The sequence below is a fragment of the Dryocola sharpae genome, from assembly GCF_051307055.1.
In the GTDB taxonomy this organism is placed as follows: domain Bacteria; phylum Pseudomonadota; class Gammaproteobacteria; order Enterobacterales; family Enterobacteriaceae; genus Dryocola.
Genome location: NZ_CP149994.1, coordinates 1,840,464 through 1,860,890 on the forward strand (window position 1 = coordinate 1,840,464; position 20,427 = coordinate 1,860,890).

Annotated in this window: 20 protein-coding genes, 1 pseudogene and 1 other annotated feature; of the genes and pseudogenes, 18 read left to right on the forward strand and 3 right to left on the reverse strand. The window is 51.1% G+C overall.

Annotated elements, in window-relative coordinates:
- Positions 1-78: 78 nt before the first annotated feature.
- The 3 genes from WLO31_RS08890 (at position 79) to WLO31_RS08900 (ending at position 5,798) form a co-directional block, all read left to right on the forward strand.
- Positions 79-2,412, forward strand: a complete 2,334-nt coding sequence (locus tag WLO31_RS08890) for a host specificity factor TipJ family phage tail protein (protein WP_435930081.1) — start codon at positions 79-81, stop codon at positions 2,410-2,412.
- Between the two features lie 56 nt (positions 2,413-2,468).
- Complete coding sequence (locus tag WLO31_RS08895) at positions 2,469-4,619, forward strand: phage tailspike polysaccharide lyase family protein (protein WP_435930082.1); 2,151 nt, start codon at positions 2,469-2,471, stop codon at positions 4,617-4,619.
- A 144-nt stretch (positions 4,620-4,763) separates the two neighbouring features.
- The gene (locus WLO31_RS08900; protein WP_435930083.1) at positions 4,764-5,798 is read left to right on the forward strand and encodes a D-glucuronyl C5-epimerase family protein; all 1,035 of its coding nucleotides are present in this window, start codon (positions 4,764-4,766) and stop codon (positions 5,796-5,798) included.
- Positions 5,799-6,021: 223 nt separating this feature from the next.
- On the opposite strand, the gene WLO31_RS08905 is transcribed toward WLO31_RS08900, so the two are convergent.
- Positions 6,022-6,336 carry a hypothetical protein gene (locus WLO31_RS08905; RefSeq protein WP_435930084.1) on the reverse strand — a complete coding sequence of 105 codons (315 nt, stop codon included), beginning with the start codon at positions 6,334-6,336 and terminating at the stop codon, positions 6,022-6,024.
- Between the two features lie 216 nt (positions 6,337-6,552).
- On the opposite strand from WLO31_RS08905, the pseudogene WLO31_RS08910 reads away from it, so the two are divergent.
- The 10 genes and pseudogenes from WLO31_RS08910 to btuC form a co-directional block, all read left to right on the forward strand.
- A pseudogene (locus tag WLO31_RS08910) lies at positions 6,553-6,633 on the forward strand (DNA-invertase); the annotation flags it as partial.
- 316 nt (positions 6,634-6,949) lie between these two features.
- On the forward strand, positions 6,950-8,878 hold the full coding sequence (gene thrS, locus WLO31_RS08915; RefSeq protein ID WP_435930085.1) for a threonine--tRNA ligase: 1,929 nt from the start codon (positions 6,950-6,952) through the stop codon (positions 8,876-8,878).
- A 3-nt stretch (positions 8,879-8,881) separates the two neighbouring features.
- On the forward strand, positions 8,882-9,424 hold the full coding sequence (gene infC, locus WLO31_RS08920) for a translation initiation factor IF-3 (protein WP_121268117.1): 543 nt from the start codon (positions 8,882-8,884) through the stop codon (positions 9,422-9,424).
- Between the two features lie 96 nt (positions 9,425-9,520).
- On the forward strand, positions 9,521-9,718 hold the full coding sequence (gene rpmI / locus WLO31_RS08925) for a 50S ribosomal protein L35 (RefSeq protein ID WP_004263702.1): 198 nt from the start codon (positions 9,521-9,523) through the stop codon (positions 9,716-9,718).
- A 44-nt stretch (positions 9,719-9,762) separates the two neighbouring features.
- Positions 9,763-10,119 (forward strand): 50S ribosomal protein L20, encoded by a 357-nt coding sequence (gene rplT, locus WLO31_RS08930; protein ID WP_000124850.1) that lies wholly within the window; start codon positions 9,763-9,765, stop codon positions 10,117-10,119.
- A gap of 118 nt (positions 10,120-10,237) precedes the next feature.
- Positions 10,238-10,361, forward strand: a sequence feature (Phe leader region).
- Positions 10,243-10,287: a pheST operon leader peptide PheM gene (gene pheM, locus WLO31_RS08935; RefSeq protein WP_106120997.1), complete on the forward strand. Its 45-nt coding sequence runs from the start codon at positions 10,243-10,245 to the stop codon at positions 10,285-10,287. Its footprint overlaps the feature before it by 45 nt.
- 61 nt (positions 10,362-10,422) lie before the next feature.
- Positions 10,423-11,406, forward strand: coding sequence for a phenylalanine--tRNA ligase subunit alpha (pheS, locus tag WLO31_RS08940; RefSeq protein WP_435930086.1), 984 nt, complete (start codon positions 10,423-10,425; stop codon positions 11,404-11,406).
- A 14-nt stretch (positions 11,407-11,420) separates the two neighbouring features.
- A complete protein-coding gene (pheT, locus tag WLO31_RS08945) occupies positions 11,421-13,808 on the forward strand; it encodes a phenylalanine--tRNA ligase subunit beta (RefSeq protein WP_435930087.1) in 2,388 nt (795 codons plus the stop codon).
- 4 nt (positions 13,809-13,812) lie between these two features.
- Complete coding sequence (ihfA, locus tag WLO31_RS08950) at positions 13,813-14,112, forward strand: integration host factor subunit alpha (protein ID WP_001229265.1); 300 nt, start codon at positions 13,813-13,815, stop codon at positions 14,110-14,112.
- A gap of 112 nt (positions 14,113-14,224) precedes the next feature.
- Positions 14,225-15,208, forward strand: coding sequence for a vitamin B12 ABC transporter permease BtuC (gene btuC / locus WLO31_RS08955; protein WP_435930088.1), 984 nt, complete (start codon positions 14,225-14,227; stop codon positions 15,206-15,208).
- 10 nt (positions 15,209-15,218) lie between these two features.
- On the opposite strand, the gene WLO31_RS08960 is transcribed toward btuC, so the two are convergent.
- Positions 15,219-15,920 carry a class I SAM-dependent methyltransferase gene (locus WLO31_RS08960; protein WP_435930089.1) on the reverse strand — a complete coding sequence of 234 codons (702 nt, stop codon included), beginning with the start codon at positions 15,918-15,920 and terminating at the stop codon, positions 15,219-15,221.
- The gene (locus WLO31_RS08965) at positions 15,904-16,362 is read right to left on the reverse strand and encodes an Rrf2 family transcriptional regulator (RefSeq protein WP_435930091.1); all 459 of its coding nucleotides are present in this window, start codon (positions 16,360-16,362) and stop codon (positions 15,904-15,906) included. Before WLO31_RS08965 ends, WLO31_RS08960 begins: the two co-directional genes overlap by 17 nt.
- Before the next feature lie 163 nt (positions 16,363-16,525).
- Between WLO31_RS08965 and WLO31_RS08970 the strand changes: the two genes are divergently transcribed.
- The 5 genes from WLO31_RS08970 to WLO31_RS08990 all read left to right on the forward strand — a co-directional run bounded on the left by WLO31_RS08970 (position 16,526) and on the right by WLO31_RS08990 (position 20,367).
- Positions 16,526-17,074, forward strand: a complete 549-nt coding sequence (locus WLO31_RS08970; protein WP_435930092.1) for a glutathione peroxidase — start codon at positions 16,526-16,528, stop codon at positions 17,072-17,074.
- Positions 17,075-17,833, forward strand: a complete 759-nt coding sequence (gene btuD / locus WLO31_RS08975) for a vitamin B12 ABC transporter ATP-binding protein BtuD (RefSeq protein WP_435930566.1) — start codon at positions 17,075-17,077, stop codon at positions 17,831-17,833.
- A 69-nt stretch (positions 17,834-17,902) separates the two neighbouring features.
- Positions 17,903-18,364, forward strand: coding sequence for an NlpC/P60 family protein (locus WLO31_RS08980; protein WP_435930093.1), 462 nt, complete (start codon positions 17,903-17,905; stop codon positions 18,362-18,364).
- Between the two features lie 133 nt (positions 18,365-18,497).
- Positions 18,498-19,472 (forward strand): LacI family DNA-binding transcriptional regulator, encoded by a 975-nt coding sequence (locus tag WLO31_RS08985; protein ID WP_435930094.1) that lies wholly within the window; start codon positions 18,498-18,500, stop codon positions 19,470-19,472.
- 169 nt (positions 19,473-19,641) lie between these two features.
- Positions 19,642-20,367, forward strand: coding sequence for an EAL domain-containing protein (locus tag WLO31_RS08990; RefSeq protein WP_435930095.1), 726 nt, complete (start codon positions 19,642-19,644; stop codon positions 20,365-20,367).
- Positions 20,368-20,427: the final 60 nt, after the last annotated feature.

Below are 20,427 nucleotides of genomic sequence, written 5' to 3' on the forward strand. Positions count from 1 at the left end.
CCGGGGATCCGGGTGGGTATTCGTCCGGAACAGGTGATTCACTCGATGTAAATCCCGCAAAAGCAAACAGGGCAAAGCTTGGCGATCCGATTCGAGAGTTATTTGGCCGCCGCCGCATCTATCCTGAACGTGGTGCAGCCCGTAACCCGATTCAGTGCTGATGACCCGACGGTGATGACAGTAGAGATGTTTATCTCCCTCGGGGTGGGTTATTTCTCTTTCGGTGATGGTGATATTCGTGTTGGTTCAACGCCAAAAAGTTCTCTGGGTGAGGGCTTCGCACACACTATTTATCAGCCAGGCGCTAATGTTTCTGGCGACCGCCGTTCGGAAAACTGGTTCAGTTCGACAGAGGTCGGGGGCACATCCTCAGGGTCAGGGCTTGATATGGCACAGACGGCACCGGATACCGATGATGTGGTTGCGCAGTCACTGACTGTGTCCGGGGGAACAATTACATTTAACGGACTCAGCTCAGACAGTGAAGATCCGGAGATAAACCTTCTTCCTGATTCGTGGGTTTCCGGCGCAACCGTCGAGCTGATTGTTCCGGATTCTTACATTGTAACCAACGATGGAGTTTACAGCCGGATTACCAGCAATAACCTGGCAGAAATCGGCCCATATGTCGGAATGCCGGTAACCCTCTGGTACAACAGCGTGGACTATAACCTCTTCATTGCTTCATATACCCCTCACGCTGATGCGATCGGGGGAAATGACGAGGTTACCGCTTCTGTCACCCTTGCTTATGACAGCGAAACCGGAGTGGCTTTTACAGGTATTCCTGAGGGATATATTCGCTTGTCTGTTTCTCATGGCGGTTACCAGTACAGGATCACTGAAGTAGACGGAACCAGCGTTACGCTTCAACGCCTGGTTGGCGGCGTGGTTGACAATGCCTGGCCGGGGTTTACTGCGCGTACAGTGCTGGACTTCGATGCTTCGGGGCTCAACGAGAACGATAACTGGATGGGGCCGTTCCTTGCCTGCCCGGAAAATGAAACCTGCGACATGTTCGAGGTGAATTTCTTCTCCCCGAACGGGATCTGCGGTTACAAAGACAATGGCAGCAAGAAGAACCGACAGGTGCAGTGGGAAATTCAGTACCGGGTATACGGCTCAGGCGCCGGTTGGACCAGCAAAACTGGCACCTACGATATAAAAAATATCAACGGACTTGGTTTCACCGAGCGCATTACGCTCGGGGCGCCAGGTCTGGTCGAGGTTCGCTGTCGTCGTACCAACGAGCAGGGCGAAAACAACTCCCGCGATAATATGTTCTGGCAGTCACTTCGAGGGCGTCTGCTTATCCGCCCCACTTCATACGCTGGCGTGACAACAATGGGCGTTACGGTTGAAACTGGCGGCAAACTGGCTGCGCAGTCAGATCGCCGCGTTAACGTAGTTGCTACCCGCATTTATGATACTGGCGAGCCACGCAGCATCTCCGGCGCGCTGTATCACGTCGGTAATTCTTTGGGACTTGATATGGATGCCGAGGCCATCGACACGCTGGAAAATATCTGGTGGACGCCTGGCAGCGAGTTTTTTGACTATGAAACCACTGACAGCACATCAGCGCTGGAAGTGTTTCAGAAAATCACCAATGCCGGGAAGAGTTACTTTCTGCTGGCGGATGGCCTGGCATCAGTGGCCCGCGAAGGCGTAAAAGTCTGGACCGGTATTATCAGTCCGCAGGAGATGACTGAAGATCTGCAGACTGCGTTTGTTGCGCCGTCGCAGGACGACTATGACGGCGTGGACGTCACGTACATTAATGGTATCACCTGGGCAGAAGAAACTGTACAGTGCCGCACGCCGGATAACCCGACGCCGGTAAAAATCGAAGCCTATACGCTCGATGGTGTTCTTGACCGGGACAGGGCGTACCAGATTGGTATGCGCCGCCTGATGAAGTACCGTCAGCAACGCCTGACGCATACAACCACCACCGAGCTGGACGCGCTCTGCTATAACGTCGGCGATCGTATTGTGATGACGGATGACATCCCGGGTAGCAAGACGGTCAGTGCTCTGATTGAGCAAATGGAGACTGTGGACGGTGTGACAACCTTTACGGTTACTGAACCGCTGGACTGGTCGTTTGCAAACCCGCGTGCGCTCATTCGTTATCAGGATGGTTCAGCATCGTCGCTGATGGTGGCGACAAGCGCCGTGGATTACCAGATATCAGTCCCTTACCTGGCTGCGTTCGACGACATCCTTCTGGATGATCCCGGCATTGAACCACCCAGACTGATATTCTGCGAATCTTCCCGGGTTGGCTACAACGTGCTTATCTCCGAAATAGCACCACAATCTGACGGCACATGTCAGGTTACTGCTAAGCAGTATAAATCCAGCTTCTACGACTACGACAATGTCTTATATCCCGGCAATGTCGCTTAAACATTTACACCGATTCATAACCCGATTATGCGGGTTTATTCATTTCTGAGGCCCATATGACGACTTATAACACCGGCAATCCGCTGGGGTCTGCTGCTGCGAAAGATTTGTATGACAACGCTGAGAACATTGATCACCTGACATTGGACCAAGTGAACGAAACATGGCCTGACCGGCTGGGACGCGATCGTCTTACCTGGTATGGTATGGAAGAACAATATAAACGGACACTTGCTTCTATTGGTTGGATCCTTGTTGAGTCTTTCCAGTCAGGCGCAACGTTGACATTATCTAATCAGGCGCTGAAAGATGAAGCTAGCGGTGAATACTATCGTTGGGATGGGAATTTACCAAAAACAGTGCCGCCTGGTTCAACACCAGCAACGGCAGGAGGAGTTGGACCTGAAGCCTGGGTGGGAATTGGTGACGCATCATTAAGAACTATGCTGGCGACTTCGGTAGGTTCCAGCATGATTGGCATGGCTTCTGGCGGGACGCTTAACCAGGCTATAGCATGGGTTACACCTCAGCAGTTTGGAGCTAAAGCTGATGGGATAACAGACGATACAGCCTCTCTTCAAGCCTGGGCAAGTTATACCGGCGTAACACGCAAACATTTAGCGGCAGGACGTTATAAAATATCCGCTAAAATTAATTTTAACCCTGGTGATTATATTTATGGCGACGGCGTATCCTCAGTTATAGATGCATCGTCAGGTATTGGCGGTGCATACGAATGCATCGGGGCATCTGGGGAATTTATCCAATTACCTGGTTTAGCGCAAAACGTAACCAAGAGGTTTAACTCGCTGGAATTTACATCTCCTCCTGATCTGAAACTAGGGGATGTTATTCTAATCTGGAATCCAACTAACAAGTCGTGGTCAACGTGGAGAGATGATTACAGGGCAGGAGAGTATTGCCGCGTCGCTTCAGTATCTGGTACTACAGTTACTGTTTACGGTTTAACCTACGATGGTTATAACGCCAGTGACGTTCAACTCTATAAACTGAATGGCACTCAAACAATATTTAAAGATTTCGTTATTAAACAGCCAGCAACAGGTAACACCGGTCTGCTGGTAGAAATGATAGATTCACCTGTCATTGAAAATGTCTTTGCTTCAGGATCACTTTATGCTGGCATAAGCGTTCAAAAGTGTGTCGATATTGATATTAATTGTCATCCGCGACAATCTTCCACCCCTTCGGGAAATAACTATGGATTAGCGATAGGTAATACACAAGGAGGTCAAGTTAGAGGGTATTATTATGGTACTCGTCATGCCATTTCGCTCGGCGGAGCCGTAGGAATAGGCTCTGTATGTTGCCGAAACTTAGATATTTTTGCTTCTATGTCTAACTTGCAGCCCGGCGCTATAGCTGCCCAGGACTTGCATGGAAACACAGAAGATATTCGATTTCATGGTGGTACGTTCACTAATGGGGGAATTGTTGCCGGTAAAGATATAAAATTTATCGGCTGTACTTTTCTTGGGCGCTCAGGAACTGGTATTGCAATGTTCATGGGGGAAGTAAAAGGAGGGACATTTGAGTTTATCGGCTGCAGATTTGAAACTGTTACAAATCCTAATACTTCGCAAGGAATTATTAGCTGTCAAAACTTCACAGCAAGTGTAGTTGAAGACTGTTATTTCGTATTTACGGGAACAACTATTAGATGCCCTGGTGATACAACATTCCCGGTCTATTTTGCTTTAGATGGCACGTCAGCTCGCATTAACGTGTCATTTAACGGAGGTCTTACTTTCCTCGCAGCTGCTTCATTGACATCAGTCATTCTAATAAGAAACAGGCAATCAACTGGTGATTTTGGCACGATTTCTATGAAAGAAGTTACTGGGCTACCAAGAAATGGTTGCGCATATGTAAATGAGGTTGGCAATGTAACTGTTTCAAAATACAGACTACCAAAACAAGTAGGAACTGTGATTGTACCAGTCACAACAGCGGGCAGCGTATTCGATGCTTCTGTAACTTTACCTCATGCACACCCAGTATCCAGAACGCCGGTAGTTATCACTGGAAACTCAAATACTCAAGTTGGTGGAAAGCAGATAATTTCTGGTTATACTGCTGCCAATTCTACTGGTTTCTTGGCGCGAGTTCAGTCAACTGATAACGCTAGCTTCTCAAGTTCTGGGTCGGCGTTGGTGGCTTGGGTTGCAGAGCTAGATGAACAGTAATACCTTGCTTTTATATTGAATATCAATGGGTTAGCATGCCCAGCCAGCTATTATTCTTAAGCGTGGCTGGACATGCATCACTTTGATAAAGCATAATCCACGCCTTACATGATCCAGTAAATATTTAATATAGAAGCGAATAGCATGCGAAAAAAAATAATTCTCTCCGCCTTTATTGTAGTGATAATTTCCGCAGCATCACTATACGCATTCACTAAGCGTGAACATTGGCCTGAACATAATGTCAGCAAGGAAAACATGGAATATGGCGCTGATCGTGTGAACGCTTACCAGAAATCAGGGCTTGATGCCGGTCCAAGGATGACATCTAACTACACTGTGAAAAGCGACTACCTAAACTATGGGAAGACAAAGTCTTATAGAGAGGGTGAGCGTACTCAGATAGATAATCAGGGCGTACCGCTGATAAAGTACGGTAATGAATTTCAATACAACCCTGTGACTATTTCGCAGTTTGTTCTCACAGAATATGGAAGGTACTTGGCTGGTCAGCCAAAAGAAAAAATGATGCACGGTGTAGATCGGCTACTTACTCTACAGTCTAAAGATGGTGCGTTCCGATACAATTTCCCATATCTCCACTATACCAGTGTCGCACCATACAAATCTGGCTGGATTTCTGGAATGGCCCAGGGTGTCGCCTTAAGTGCTTTAGCAAGGGTATATTTGCTTAATCAAGACCCGCGACTTCTTGAAGCAGGGAACAAAGCACTAATGTTCCTTAAGGTTCCGAAAAGCCAGGGAGGCCCCTTGGTGACAATGGCGGACCTGGACAAAAGCCTTGATGGTTATATCTTCTTTGAAGAATATCTTACGACCCCAAATGTGTACACTTTGAACGGATATATGTTCACGCTGATGGGCTTGTATGATTGGGCGGAGGCTACGCATTCAAAAGAAGCGAAAGAGCTTTTCGATTCAGGGATTAAAACCCTGGAAAAAATACTGCCGTACTATGACCTTGGTAATTTTACGGTTTACGATCTTTCTTACATAACACATAAAAGACCTGATTACTTAATACAAGCAAAACCACATATAGATATTAGGTACCATGCCGTGCATATAACTCAACTATCAGTCCTTGAATCAATAACAAAAAGTAAGGTGCTCAAAAAGTATATGGAAAAATGGCAGGATGAAGTAAAAAAATCCTGACTAATAATATTTTAAAGACAAAGCCCCTTAAAGGGGCTTTGTTTTGAGGAAAGATAAATAATTATTGATATTTTAACGAGTAACTCTTTAGCTTTTCAGCACACTTTTTATGAGACAAAACAGACCACAAACGTCATAAACGTGTCTACTTTATTCATCCACGCTTTACAATATCCGGATTATTGAAAACGGCAATGATAATGCGATCCATATCCTCATCAGTTTAGGTGGGCATTTCTTTACCATCCACAATAATGAAAATGGACCCTTTTTTTTCTGAGGCCAGTAAATTTTTTCTTTTGTAATTAAAATTACCGTCCTCAGTGAAATCTGATGTGATTTGAAGGGTGAATTGCCATGTGCTGGTATTAATGTGTGTTATTTCTGCATAATTTACAGGAGAGTGGTTCATAAGCCTCTCATCTGCAAAAGTCATAAATTCAGCGCCTATCATTTTTAAATAGGCCAGTGTCAATTTGTTTATTACAATCATTGCTTTATCATTTTTGTGTATGTACTTCTTTAGCTCGGTCAGCATTCTTTCCTCCTGATTGTTTGCATTGCATTATAACGAGCCACTAAACATAAGGCACAAAAAAATCACTTAACCTCAACAACATATCTACTGATGAAATTTTGCTTCTTGATATAATTTTGTTTATGAAATACTGTTTATATATACAGTACTTTCATGGGGTGCATCATGGCGCGCGGCTACACAGTTACCGTACCGAACTAAACAATAGGCCCACCGCCGCGCAAACAGGTCGCGCCCATCTATGATGTGGCCGTGTGCACGCTTTATAAAAAATTTCCGGTTTCATCATTTCAATAAGGCGCGAAATGTTTTCGCCGCGGTACACCACGCGCTATTCCGATCTGCTTGCTGATATCGAGATGACCCGATTTGCAATATCCGTCGTTTCAACCCGTTGCAATCAAGTTCTGCCTTTATCCCTCTACCAATGACGTGTACTATTGCCGGGTGTAATCAGCAGGTTCGTGAGGGTACATCTGGTATTATGTACACTCAGATGTACACAGTTTGCAGAGTGAAGCATTCAACCTTTCTTAACTAGCTGGTTTATTTAAACAATATGAAATTGCATGTGATCTTACGTGTGGGTCACCACTGCGAATAAGGACTTATAATGCCTGTTATTACTCTTCCTGATGGCAGCCAACGCCATTACGATCGCGCTGTTAGCCCGCTGGATGTGGCACTGGATATCGGCCCGGGTCTTGCAAAAGCCTGTATCGCAGGCCGCGTAGACGGTGAACTGGTTGATGCATCTGATGTGATTGAACACGATGCGAAGCTTGCAATCATCACCGTTAAAGACGAAGCCGGTCTGGAAATTCTTCGTCACTCCTGCGCCCACCTGCTGGGTCATGCTATCAAACAGCTATGGCCGCATACTAAAATGGCGATTGGCCCGGTGATCGACAACGGTTTTTACTACGACGTTGATCTTGACCACACCCTGACGCAGGAAGATCTTGAGCTGCTCGAAAAGCGTATGCACGAGCTGGCTGAGAAAGATTACGAAGTCATCAAGAAGAAAGTGAGCTGGCACGAAGCGCGCGAAACTTTTGTCAACCGTGGCGAAAGCTACAAGGTTGCCATCCTTGATGAAAATATCAGCCATGATGACCAGCCTGGCCTGTATCATCATGAAGAATACGTTGATATGTGCCGCGGCCCGCACGTGCCGAATATGCGTTTCTGCCATTACTTTAAACTGCAGAAAACTTCCGGTGCCTACTGGCGTGGCGACAGTAACAACAAGATGCTGCAACGCATTTACGGCACTGCATGGGCGGATAAAAAACAACTCAATGCCTATCTGCAGCGTCTGGAAGAAGCGTCGAAGCGTGACCACCGTAAAATCGGCAAGCAGCTTGACCTGTACCATATGCAGGAAGAAGCGCCGGGCATGGTATTCTGGCACAACGACGGCTGGACAATCTTCCGCGAACTGGAAGTCTTTGTGCGTTCCAAGCTCAAAGAGTACCAGTATCAGGAAGTGAAGGGCCCGTTCATGATGGACCGTGTGCTGTGGGAAAAAACCGGCCACTGGGACAACTATAAAGATGCGATGTTCACCACCTCTTCTGAGAACCGTGAATACTGCATTAAGCCGATGAACTGCCCGGGTCACGTGCAAATTTTCAATCAGGGTCTAAAATCTTACCGCGACCTGCCGTTACGTATGGCTGAATTCGGTAGCTGTCACCGTAACGAGCCATCAGGCGCGTTGCACGGGCTGATGCGCGTTCGTGGATTTACCCAGGACGATGCTCACGTTTTCTGTACTGAAGACCAGGTGCGTGACGAAGTGAACAGCTGTATTCGCATGGTTTATGACATGTACAGCACCTTCGGCTTTGAAAAAATTGTCGTAAAATTGTCAACCCGTCCGGAAAAGCGCATCGGTACCGACGAAATGTGGGATCGTGCAGAAGCTGACCTGGCCGTGGCGTTACAGGAAAACGAAATCCCGTTTGATTACCAACCGGGCGAGGGCGCGTTCTACGGTCCGAAGATCGAGTTTACTTTGTATGACTGCCTGGATCGTGCATGGCAGTGTGGTACAGTTCAGCTCGACTTCTCCTTACCTGCGCGCCTGAATGCGTCGTACATCGGCGAAAACAACGAGCGGCTGGTACCGGTCATGATTCACCGCGCCATCTTAGGCTCCATGGAAAGGTTTATCGGTATTCTCACCGAAGAGTTCGCTGGGTTCTTCCCAACCTGGCTTGCTCCGGTCCAGGCAGTGGTGATGAATATCACCGATGGACAGGCTGATTACGTTAACGAATTGACCCGTAAACTACAAAATGCGGGCATTCGCGTAAAAGCAGACTTGAGAAATGAGAAGATAGGCTTTAAAATCCGTGAACACACGTTGCGTCGTGTCCCTTATATGTTGGTTTGTGGCGACAAAGAGGTCGAAGCAGGCAAAGTAGCCGTTCGTACCCGTCGTGGCAAAGATTTGGGCAGCATGGACGTAAACGAATTGATTGAAAAGCTGCAGCAAGAGATCCGCAGCCGCAATCTAAATCAACTGGAGGAATAAAGTATTAAAGGCGGAAAAAGAGTTCAACCGGCGCGTCCTAATCGCATTAACAGAGAAATTCGTGCCACTGAGGTTCGTCTAACAGGTCTAGACGGCGAGCAGCTAGGTATTGTCAGTCTGAATGAAGCTTTAGAAAAAGCCGAAGAGGCTGGGGTTGATTTAGTCGAAATCAGTCCTAATGCCGAACCGCCTGTTTGCCGCATCATGGATTACGGCAAGTTCCTCTACGAAAAAAGCAAATCTTCTAAGGAACAGAAGAAAAAGCAAAAAGTTATTCAGGTTAAGGAAATCAAATTCCGACCTGGCACTGACGATGGCGACTACCAGGTAAAACTCCGCAGCCTGGTTCGCTTTCTGGAAGAGGGTGATAAAGCTAAGATCACGCTGCGTTTCCGCGGTCGTGAGATGGCTCACCAGCAGATCGGTATGGAAGTGCTTAACCGCGTCCGTGACGATCTGAGTGAACTGGCAGTGGTCGAATCCTTCCCATCGAAGATCGAAGGCCGTCAGATGATCATGGTGCTCGCTCCGAAGAAGAAACAGTAAGGCACTCAAGTAACATCTCCGGCGGGGCTTACGCCTCGCTGGTTTTGTTCGCCTTCTGGTTCGTTTAATTAACAATGCGAAGTGGAAAGTAATTAAATGCCAAAGATTAAAACAGTACGCGGCGCCGCTAAGCGCTTCAAAAAAACTGCCGGCGGTGGTTTTAAGCGCAAGCACGCAAACCTGCGTCACATTCTGACTAAAAAGTCTACTAAGCGTAAACGTCATCTGCGTCCGAAAGGCATGGTCTCCAAAGGGGATCTGGGCCTGGTAGTCGCGTGCCTGCCGTACGCATAAGTTAACTTTTTAATAAATTTCAGAATACAGAACAGGAGAGCTAAATGGCTCGCGTAAAACGTGGTGTAATCGCACGTGCTCGTCACAAAAAAATCCTCAAACAAGCTAAAGGCTACTATGGTGCGCGTTCTCGCGTATACCGCGTTGCCTTCCAGGCTGTTATCAAAGCTGGTCAGTATGCTTACCGTGACCGTCGTCAACGTAAGCGTCAGTTCCGCCAGCTGTGGATTGCACGTATCAACGCTGCAGCTCGTCAGAACGGTATCTCTTACAGCAAATTCATCAACGGCCTGAAAAAAGCCTCTGTTGAAATTGACCGTAAGATCCTGGCTGACATCGCAGTTTTCGACAAAGTGGCATTCACGGCCCTGGTTGAAAAAGCGAAAGCAGCTCTGGCGTAAGCCGGTTATCAGAGGGAGCTTGTCTCCCTCTTTTAATTTCTAAGGTAATCAATTTATTGACATTTCGGGTCTGAGCCTTTTCAATAAGCAGAACGAATATCGTCGATTAAGGTAACTGCAAGCATGAATGCTGCTATTTTCCGTTTCTTTTTTTACTTTAGCGCCTGACTCAGGGGGCTTTGCGCGTAAGAAAAGAAACGAAAAATAGCGCCGAAAGCCTCCTGTGTGGAGGCTTTTTTTTTGCATATCGTATTTGATACAGACAAACCAATCCGGTAATGATGCCGGTATAAGAGGAATACCATGCCACATCTCGCAGAGCTGGTTGCCGTTGCTACGGCCGCCATAAACGAGGCCCAGGATGTTGCCGCATTAGATAGCGTACGCGTCGAATATTTAGGGAAGAAAGGGCACCTGACCCTCCAGATGACCACCCTGCGTGAACTGCCGGCGGAAGAGCGCCCGGCAGCGGGCGCGGTAATTAATCAAGCCAAAGAGCAGGTGCAGGACGCCCTCAACGCACGCAAAGCTTTCCTGGAAAGCGCTGCGCTGAACGCACGTCTGGCGCAGGAGACGATTGACGTTTCTCTGCCAGGCCGCCGCGTTGAAAACGGCGGGCTGCATCCCGTCACCCGTACTATCGATCGTATCGAGAATTTCTTTGGCGAGCTTGGCTTCACCGTGGCAACCGGCCCTGAAATCGAAGATGACTATCATAACTTCGACGCGCTGAATATTCCGGGCCATCACCCGGCGCGTGCGGATCACGATACCTTCTGGTTCGACGCAACCCGTCTGCTGCGCACGCAGACCTCCGGCGTGCAAATCCGCACCATGAAAGACAAGCAGCCGCCGATTCGCATTATCGCGCCGGGCCGCGTCTATCGTAACGATTACGATCAGACGCACACCCCGATGTTCCATCAGATGGAAGGGCTGATCGTCGATAGGAACATCAGCTTCACCAACCTGAAAGGCACGCTGCACGATTTTCTGAATAATTTCTTTGAAGAAGACCTGCAGGTCCGTTTCCGCCCTTCTTACTTCCCGTTCACCGAACCGTCCGCAGAAGTGGATGTGATGGGTAAAAACGGCAAATGGCTTGAAGTGCTGGGCTGCGGCATGGTGCATCCAAACGTTCTGCGCAATGTCGGTATCGACCCGGAAGTGTATTCCGGTTTTGCCTTCGGTATGGGCATGGAGCGTCTGACCATGCTGCGCTACGGCGTAACCGACCTGCGCGCATTCTTCGAAAACGATTTACGTTTCCTCAAACAGTTTAAATAAGGGCGGGATAGCCAATGAAATTCAGTGAACTCTGGTTACGCGAATGGGTGAATCCAGCCAACAGCAGTGAAGCGCTTTCCGATCAAATCACCATGGCAGGCCTTGAAGTTGACGGCGTTGATGCTGTTGCCGGTAGCTTCCATGGCGTGGTGGTGGGAGAAGTCGTTGAGTGCGGCCAGCATCCGAACGCGGATAAACTGCGCGTGACAAAAGTTAACACGGGCGGCGATCGCCTGCTGGACATCGTCTGCGGCGCGCCGAACTGCCGTCAGGGCCTGAAGGTTGCCGTTGCGACCGTGGGCGCGGTTTTACCTGGCGATTTCAAAATTAAAGCGGCTAAGCTGCGCGGTGAACCGTCTGAAGGCATGCTGTGCTCCTTCTCCGAGCTGGGTATTTCCGACGATCATGACGGCATCATCGAACTGCCTGCGGATGCGCCGATCGGCACGGATATCCGTGAATATCTGCAGCTTGAAGATAACACCATTGAAATCAGCGTTACGCCAAACCGTGCCGACTGCCTGGGCATTATCGGCGTGGCGCGCGATGTCGCCGTGCTGAACAAGCTGCCGCTGGCTGAGCCAGAAATGGCCGCTGTAGCCGCCACTATCGATGACACGCTGCCGATTCGCGTAGACGCGGCAGAAGCCTGCCCGCGTTACCTGGGGCGCGTTGTTAAAGGCATCAACGTTAAAGCGCCAACGCCGCTGTGGATGAAAGAGAAGCTGCGTCGCTGCGGCATTCGCTCCATCGATGCCGTAGTTGACGTGACTAACTATGTTCTGCTGGAACTGGGTCAGCCGATGCACGCGTTCGATCTCGATCGCATCGACGGCGGCATCGTCGTGCGTCTGGCGCAGGAGGGCGAGACCCTGACCCTGCTGGATGGCAATGAAGCTAAATTAAAAGCCGATACCCTGGTTATCGCCGATCATAACAAAGCGCTGGCAATGGGCGGCATCTTTGGCGGCGAGCATTCCGGCGTGAACGATGAAACGCGGAACGTGCTGCTGGAGTGCGCCTTCTTCAGCCCGCTCTCTATTACCGGCCGCGCTCGCCGTCACGGCCTGCATACCGATGCTTCTCATCGCTATGAGCGCGGCGTGGATCCAGCGCTGCAGTATAAAGCGATGGAGCGTGCAACTCGTCTGCTGATTGACCTGTGCGGCGGCGAAGCAGGCCCGGTGATTGATGTGACAAGCGAAGCGCACCTGCCAAAGCCTGCCACCATTACGCTGCGTCGCAGCAAACTGGATCGCCTGATTGGCCATCACATTGAAGATGCGCTGGTTGGCGATATTCTGCGCCGCCTGGGCTGTGAAGTCACCGAAGGCCAGGATGCGTGGACGGCGGTTGCTCCGAGCTGGCGTTTTGATATGGAAATCGAAGAGGACCTGGTTGAAGAGGTTGCTCGCGTCTACGGTTATAACAGCATTCCTGACGAGCCTGTGCAGGCCGGCCTGGTCATGGGCGCCCATCGCGAAGCGGATTTGTCCCTCAAGCGCGTTAAAACCATGCTGGTGGACAAAGGCTATCAGGAAGTCATTACCTACAGCTTCGTGGATCCGAAAATCCAGCAGCTGCTGCATCCGGGCGAAGAGCATCTGATTTTGCCAAGCCCGATTTCCAGCGAAATGTCGGCGATGCGTCTGTCCCTGTTGACCGGCCTGCTGAATACCGTGGTTTATAACCAGAACCGCCAGCAAAGCCGCGTGCGTATTTTCGAAACGGGCCTGCGCTTTGTACCTGATACTCAGGCAGACCTCGGCATCCGCCAGGATCTTATGCTGGCTGGCGCGATTTGCGGCAACCGCTACGAAGAGCACTGGGATCTGGCGCGTAATAGCGTCGACTTCTATGATTTGAAGGGCGATCTGGAGTCTGTCCTTGACCTGACGGGGAAACTTTCTGACGTCGAATTCCGTGCTGCGGGCAATCCAGCCCTGCACCCGGGCCAAAGCGCCGACATTTATTTACAGGGCGAATGCATTGGTTTCATTGGCGTTGTGCATCCGGAGCTTGAGCGCAAGCTTTCTCTCAATGGCCGCACGCTGGTATTCGAAGTGCTGTGGAACCGGGTCGCAGACCGCGTGGTGCCTGAGGCGCAGGAGATTTCACGCTTCCCGGCCAACCGTCGCGACATCGCCGTGGTGGTTGCTGAAAACGTTCCCGCAGCAGATATTTTGGGCGAATGTAAGAAAGTTGGCGCAAATCAGGTAGTTGGCGTAAACTTATTCGATGTGTACCGTGGCAAGGGCGTAGCCGAAGGTTATAAGAGCCTCGCCATAAGCCTTATCCTTCAGGATACCGGCCGTACACTCGAAGAAGAGGAGATTGCCGCTACCGTTGCAAAATGCGTAGAGGCATTAAAAGAGCGATTCCAGGCATCATTGAGGGATTGAACGTATGGCGCTTACAAAAGCTGAAATGTCGGAATATCTGTTTGATAAGCTTGGGCTTAGCAAACGAGACGCTAAAGAGCTGGTAGAGCTGTTTTTCGAAGAGATCCGTCGCGCTCTGGAAAACGGCGAGCAGGTTAAACTATCAGGTTTTGGTAATTTTGACTTACGCGATAAAAACCAACGTCCCGGGCGTAACCCGAAGACCGGTGAAGATATCCCCATCACGGCACGCCGTGTGGTGACTTTCAGACCTGGTCAGAAGTTGAAAAGTCGGGTTGAAAACGCGTCGCCAAAAGACGAGTAACCTGAGTTAGCCAAAAAGGCCGCATCCGCGGCCTTTTTCTTTGCTTGTCCTGCCGGACAAACTCCCCGTAAAATCAGCCGCCTGACCGCAATACAATGGACCTGCTACTTCGATGCTCACTTTCGCCTCCCGACAGCGCCGCCTTGAACGCTTATGGCTCATTATCCTGGTAATTGTCATGGCAGGCATGGGCGTGCTGAGCCTGTGCGCGGGCGATCGGTGGTTCGCGCCGCAGCAGTGGTGGAGCGATGATGCGCAACTCTTCATCTGGCAGATAAGGTTGCCGCGTACGCTCGCCGTTTTGCTGGTAGGGGCGGCGCTTGCCGTTTCCGGCACCATTATGCAGGCGCTGTTTGAAAATCCGCTGGCGGAGCCCGGCTTGCTTGGCGTCTCTAATGGCGCGGGCGTGGCGCTTATTGCGGGCGTTCTGCTTGGGCAGGGCATGCTTCCTTCCTGGGCTTTGGGCGTATGCGCTATCGTCGGCGCGCTTCTTATCACTCTTATTCTGCTGCGTTTTTCCCGACGCCACCTCTCCACCAGCCGCCTGCTGCTGGCAGGCGTGGCGCTGGGGATCATCTGCAGCGCGCTGATGACCTGGGCGGTCTATTTCAGCACCAGCCTCGACTTACGCCAGCTGATGTACTGGATGATGGGCGGCTTCGGCGGCGTGGACTGGCGCCAGTGGTGGCTGATGGTGACGTTACCGCCCGTGATGATCTGGCTGTGCCGCAGCTATGAGCCCTTAAACCTGATGGCGCTGGGTGAAAACTCCGCGCGTCAGCTGGGCTTATCGATATGGGTATGGCGCAATATTCTGGTCATCGCCACCGGCTGGCTGGTGGGCGTGAGCGTTGCGCTTGCCGGCGCTATCGGATTTATCGGTCTGGTTATTCCTCATATGCTGCGCCTTAAGGGGATAACCGATCACCGGGCTTTATTGCCGGCCAGTGCGCTTGCCGGCGCTTCCGTGCTGCTTGGGGCTGATGTCATTGCGCGCCTTGCGCTGACCTCCGCCGAATTGCCGATAGGCGTGGTCACCGCAACGTTGGGCGCGCCCGTGTTTATCTGGTTGTTGCTTAAAGCCGGTGCAAAATAAGTTGCCAGGCTTATGCCGCAGAGGAGGCTTTCTTAGCCTGCCAGGCATAAATTAACAACGACTGGAAAAAACAGTGCGGCAGGCTGAATCCGGCCCCGGTTATTAGCGCTGCTGTTTTTTCCGGCGGCAGCAGCAGGAGCCGCTGGTTAAGCAAAGCCTTTACCTCCTCCGGACTTTTCTGCTGCTGGCTGGTCAGCTCCTGAATCGCGGTCCAGCTTTTCAGGCGTTCGTCAAACTCCGGCGCCGCCATATCCCCGCCAATCTCCGCCACGATCAGTTGTCCGCCGTCGATAAGCCGCTGCGCCATATGTTGATAAATCCCCTGGCGTTCCGGATGCTGTATGAAATGGGTCACCAGCAGACAGAGAACGGCATCAAATTTTGCAACGGGCGGCACATCATTAATATAGCCTACAATAAGGTCACAGCGGGCAGCCACGCCCCGCTGTGCCAGTTTTTCGGTACATACCGCCAGCATATCAGGCGAAGGGTCAACGCCGGTAAAGCGCCAGCCCGGGTGGGCTTCAGCCAGCCGGAGGATTTCCGTGCCTGTTCCCACGCCGACGCAAAGAATTTGGGCATCGCGGGGGAGGTCGCGTACCAACAAAGAGATCAGGAAGTGCAGATTGTCCGCAATGGGGCTCAGCCGCTTGTTGCTGGCATCGTACTGCCGGGAGAATTCCGTGTTGAAGATGTCATTGGTGTTGTTCATGTTCTGCGCCTTTGTTAATCAGGGCCATATGATGATGGAAATCCCGCTGCAACATAGCCAGCGTGATCTCTTCCATATTTGCTATCAGTAAGTTTTCTGCCTCGCGGATAGCCGAATTCAACGCGTGATTAACCGCCTGCTCCACAAGGCAACCTGGCGCTTCGGTACGATTAGCCAGCGCGATTAATGATGGTTCGCCAATGGCTCGCCACACATCCGCCAGCGTAAGCTGCGTTAAATCGCATTCCAGCGTCCAGCCGCCGCCATGCCCTTTCTCTGAGCGCACATAGCCGCGCTCGCGCAGCCCGGCCATCGTTCTGCGGATCACTGCCGGATTGGTTTGCATAAGGCTGGCCAGCGTTTCTGAGGTCGTCGGGGCTGAAAACTCTGCCATATGCAGCAGCACATGCAGAATGCCCGACAGTTTGCTGTCTCTTTTCATGTAACTTATAATATCACAAGAAAAAGAATTGTTACTTTGATTTTATAAAAAGCCCAATAATCCTTCTTCCGTATGGCTATTATTAAAGGCCGGATGCTACCTTAGCAGGCCAGCTTTATGCTTCCGGCAGTCATAAACCGGGCTTTACCATTGAGGGGACGCTATGCAGGATATTCTGAATACTGAAGTTAAAACGATCGACGGCGAGACGACCACGCTTGAGCGCTGGAAAGGCAACGTGCTTCTGCTGGTGAACGTTGCCTCGAAGTGCGGGCTGACGCCGCAGTATGAGCAGCTCGAAAATATTCATAAGGCCTGGGAAGATAAGGGATTCACCGTGCTCGCTTTCCCATGTAATCAGTTTCTGGGCCAGGAGCCGGGCAGCGAAGAAGAAATTAAAACTTTCTGCAGCACCACCTATGGCGTCACTTTTCCGATGTTCAGCAAGCTGGATGTCAACGGCGAGAATCGTCATCCGCTGTACCAGAAGCTGGTGGCCGCGGCGCCAGCCGCAGTTGCGCCGGAAAGCAGCGGCTTCTATGAGCGAATGAGCAGCAAAGGCCGCGCTCCGCTCTACCCGGACGATATCTTATGGAACTTCGAAAAATTCCTGGTAGGCCGCGACGGGCAGGTTATCCAACGCTTCTCGCCGGATATGACGCCGGAAGATCCTATCGTGATGGAAGCCATCAAAGCGGCGCTGGCAAAATAAATCATGTCGCTTCTGCAGTTAAACGATATCGCCGTTGCCGGCAGAATCGGGCCTGTTAACGCCACGGTTGATCCAGGAGAGCTGGTTCATCTTGTCGGGCCAAACGGCGCCGGAAAAAGCACGCTTATTACGCTAATGGCCGGCTTGTCTGCCGGAGAAGGGCGACTCACGCTGAACGACGTTCCGCTAAACGAATGGTCATCGGCAGCCCTGGCGAAAACGCGCGCTTATCTCGCTCAGCAACAGCTTCCTCCGTTCGCCATGCCCGTCTGGCATTACCTGCGGCTGCATCAGCCCGCGCCTGAGGCCGAGGCGGTAATGACGCAGCTTGCGCAGGCCTTCTGGCTGACGGACAAGCTCAGCCGCCCCGTGAACCAGCTCTCCGGCGGTGAATGGCAGCGGGTGCGGCTGGCGGCGGTGATATTGCAGATTCATCCGGAGATTAATCCACACGGACGTTTGCTACTGCTCGATGAGCCGATGAACAGCCTCGACGTGGCGCAGCAGGCGGTGCTCGACCAGCAGTTGATGAAGCTGTGCGATGCGGGCGTTGCCGTTGTAATGAGCAGCCATGATTTAAACCACTCGCTGCGCCACGCCCACAAGGTCTGGCTGCTGCGCGCGGGTAAAACGATCGCTCAGGGCGACCGCGATGAGGTGCTTTTGCCGCAGCATTTAGCCACGGCTTACAACATGCATTTTCGCCGTCTGCAAATTGAAGGGCATAGCATGCTGATTGCCCCGCTGGCGGGCGGGTAAAACTTGCATCAAATCCTGGGTAAGCGCTAAATTACTGCCAATAATAAAACGGGTGAGGATCGGCCTGAAATGCGCGTATGGCTTATTGTAGTGGCATGTCTGGTACTCGCAGGGTGTAGCCACCATGCACCGCCGCCGAACGCGCGGCTTTCTAACTCTATAACCGTTATAGCAAAGCTTAACGACCAGCTCAGCGACTGGCGTGGCACGCCATACAGCTACGGCGGCCTGAGCCGTCGTGGCGTCGACTGTTCAGGCTTTGTCTTTACCACGTTCCGCGATCGGTTCGATCTCCAGCTGCCCCGCGAGACTCGCCGTCAGGCTGAAATCGGCACTGAAATAGATAAAAACGACCTGCTGCCGGGCGATCTGGTGTTCTTTAAAACAGGCTCGGGGGAAAACGGTCTGCATGTGGGTATTTATGATACCGATAATCAGTTTATCCACGCCTCCACCAGCAGAGGCGTGATGCGCTCTTCGCTTGATAACGTCTACTGGCGTAAAAAATTCTGGCAGGCTCGCCGCATCTAGCTTTTGGGCGGGCCCGTCGTCTCTTTTTCTCTAAATCGTGATTTCCTTCCGTAATTCCGGCGTTAACCCGCGCGCTGTGGTCTCCATCAGGTAATATCAACAAGCCTTATGTTTATTCCCTGTTAAGGATCCCATGATCACTCTGGAAGATGTTGCCGCAAGCGCAGGCGTATCCCGTGCCACCGTATCACGCGTGGTCAATGGTGACGCCAACGTCAAAGCCCAGACGCGCAGTAAAGTGGAAGCGGCGATTACCGAGCTGGGCTATTCACCCAATCCGGCCGCCCGCGCGCTGGCCTCCAGTCAAAGCAACACCATTGGCCTGGTGACGACCTCCTATCGCGGCGGCTTTTTTGGTGCGTTAATGGATACCGTGCAAAGCGAAACAGAACTGCACGGTAAGCAACTGCTCGTGACGCAAGGACGCAGCTTTGCCGGGAAAGAATTAAGCGCCATCCAGCGGCTTTATAATCTGCGCTGTGATGGGCTGGTCCTGCATATTCGCGCGCTGCCTGATGAGACGCTGCGGCATCTGGCCGGGCAGGGATACAAATTTATCGTGCTTGACCGGGACGTGCCGGGCCTTGAAGAGCGCTGTGTGGTTTTCGACCACCGCGCCGCCAGCCAGCTTGCGACCAGGGTCTTTATTGACGGCGGACACACGGCTATCGCTTGTCTGCATGGACCCACCAGCCGTGCTTCCAGCTTATTGCGCAGGCAGGGATTTTTAGAGGCTATGGAGCAGGCTGGCTTACAGCCCGTTGCGGTACTCGAAGGCGAGTATGACATACCGGGCGGTTATCAGCAGATATCCGCCCTGTTGCAGACAATACGGCCGACGGCTATTTACTGCTGTAATGAAGAAATGGCAATCGGCGCCATGCTGGCAATTACCGAACGCGGTTTACGCATTCCGCAGGATATATCCCTTATCTGTTATGACAGCGGCGAACGCGCGGCATTTGTTCGCCCGGCATTAACCAGCGTGCATTTTCCGATTAGTGAAATGGCGAAATTCGCCACCCGTAAATTACTGGATAAGAATTGCGTGGCTGAAACTTTCGCCCCTTTGATAATCCACCGCGACTCGGTTCGCAGCGTTCAGTAAAACTGGCCTTAAAGAAGTATCCAGGATAAGCTTAATAACTGCCTTAAGGTAAATTTCAAAACGCTTCAGGGATGAAAGTGACATTGATAAGAGTAAAAACAATCCAGTTATTACTGGATATACATCGCGTGACGATGCCGTTTCCCCTTGTAGCATCACGGCTGGCAATATGATCGTCTCACTGGATATTGTTTATCGTTCCCATTTCTGTTTCCTGCCAATGCGTTTGCCGGAAGGCCAGCTTTTTGCGCTGCAGATAATCACGAATTTTGTCGGAGCCGATACCCCGGTCCGTATTCCTACGGAACTGGTGCTGCCCCATATAAATGCGGAACAGCAGCTGGAACTGTTCTGCGAAAAGTTATCGTTACTCGAAAACCATCAGGATTTCTTTATGACTCAGCCGCTCCCGGCCTGGGTTAATATAAATGAGAATATCGCGGATGCTATTCTTTCGTGCCCGCCGTTAATTACCCGCATCGGCCGGCTGCCCTTCATTACGTTAACCGTTAATGAGAGTTTTGCGGATTTAAATCTGGGTAACGACAATCTGCGCCTGCGGGAAATAAGTCAACTTTTCTCTCTGGCGCTGGAAGATTTTGGCGCCGGTATCGCAACCACCAGGCCAATTGTTGACGGGTTGTTTACCTCGGTTATGCTCGATAAGGGGTTTATCCATAAGCAAATCCATGAGCATTCATTTATCCCCTTTATGCAGGCCATAACCGATCAACTTTCACCTTTTTGTCGCGCTTTGGTTATCGCGGGCATCGATGACGAAGCTTCACGAGCGAAGGCCCTCCTGCCGGGGTTTAGCGCCATGCAGGGCAACCTTTGGCCTGCGGTGCCGCCAGAGTCATTAACGGAGCTGCTTCTGCCCCGGCAGAATTTATAGCGAAAGTCCCTGCAACCTCGCCGTGTTTAAAAGCCTGCGAAGACACTACACTATCAGTCA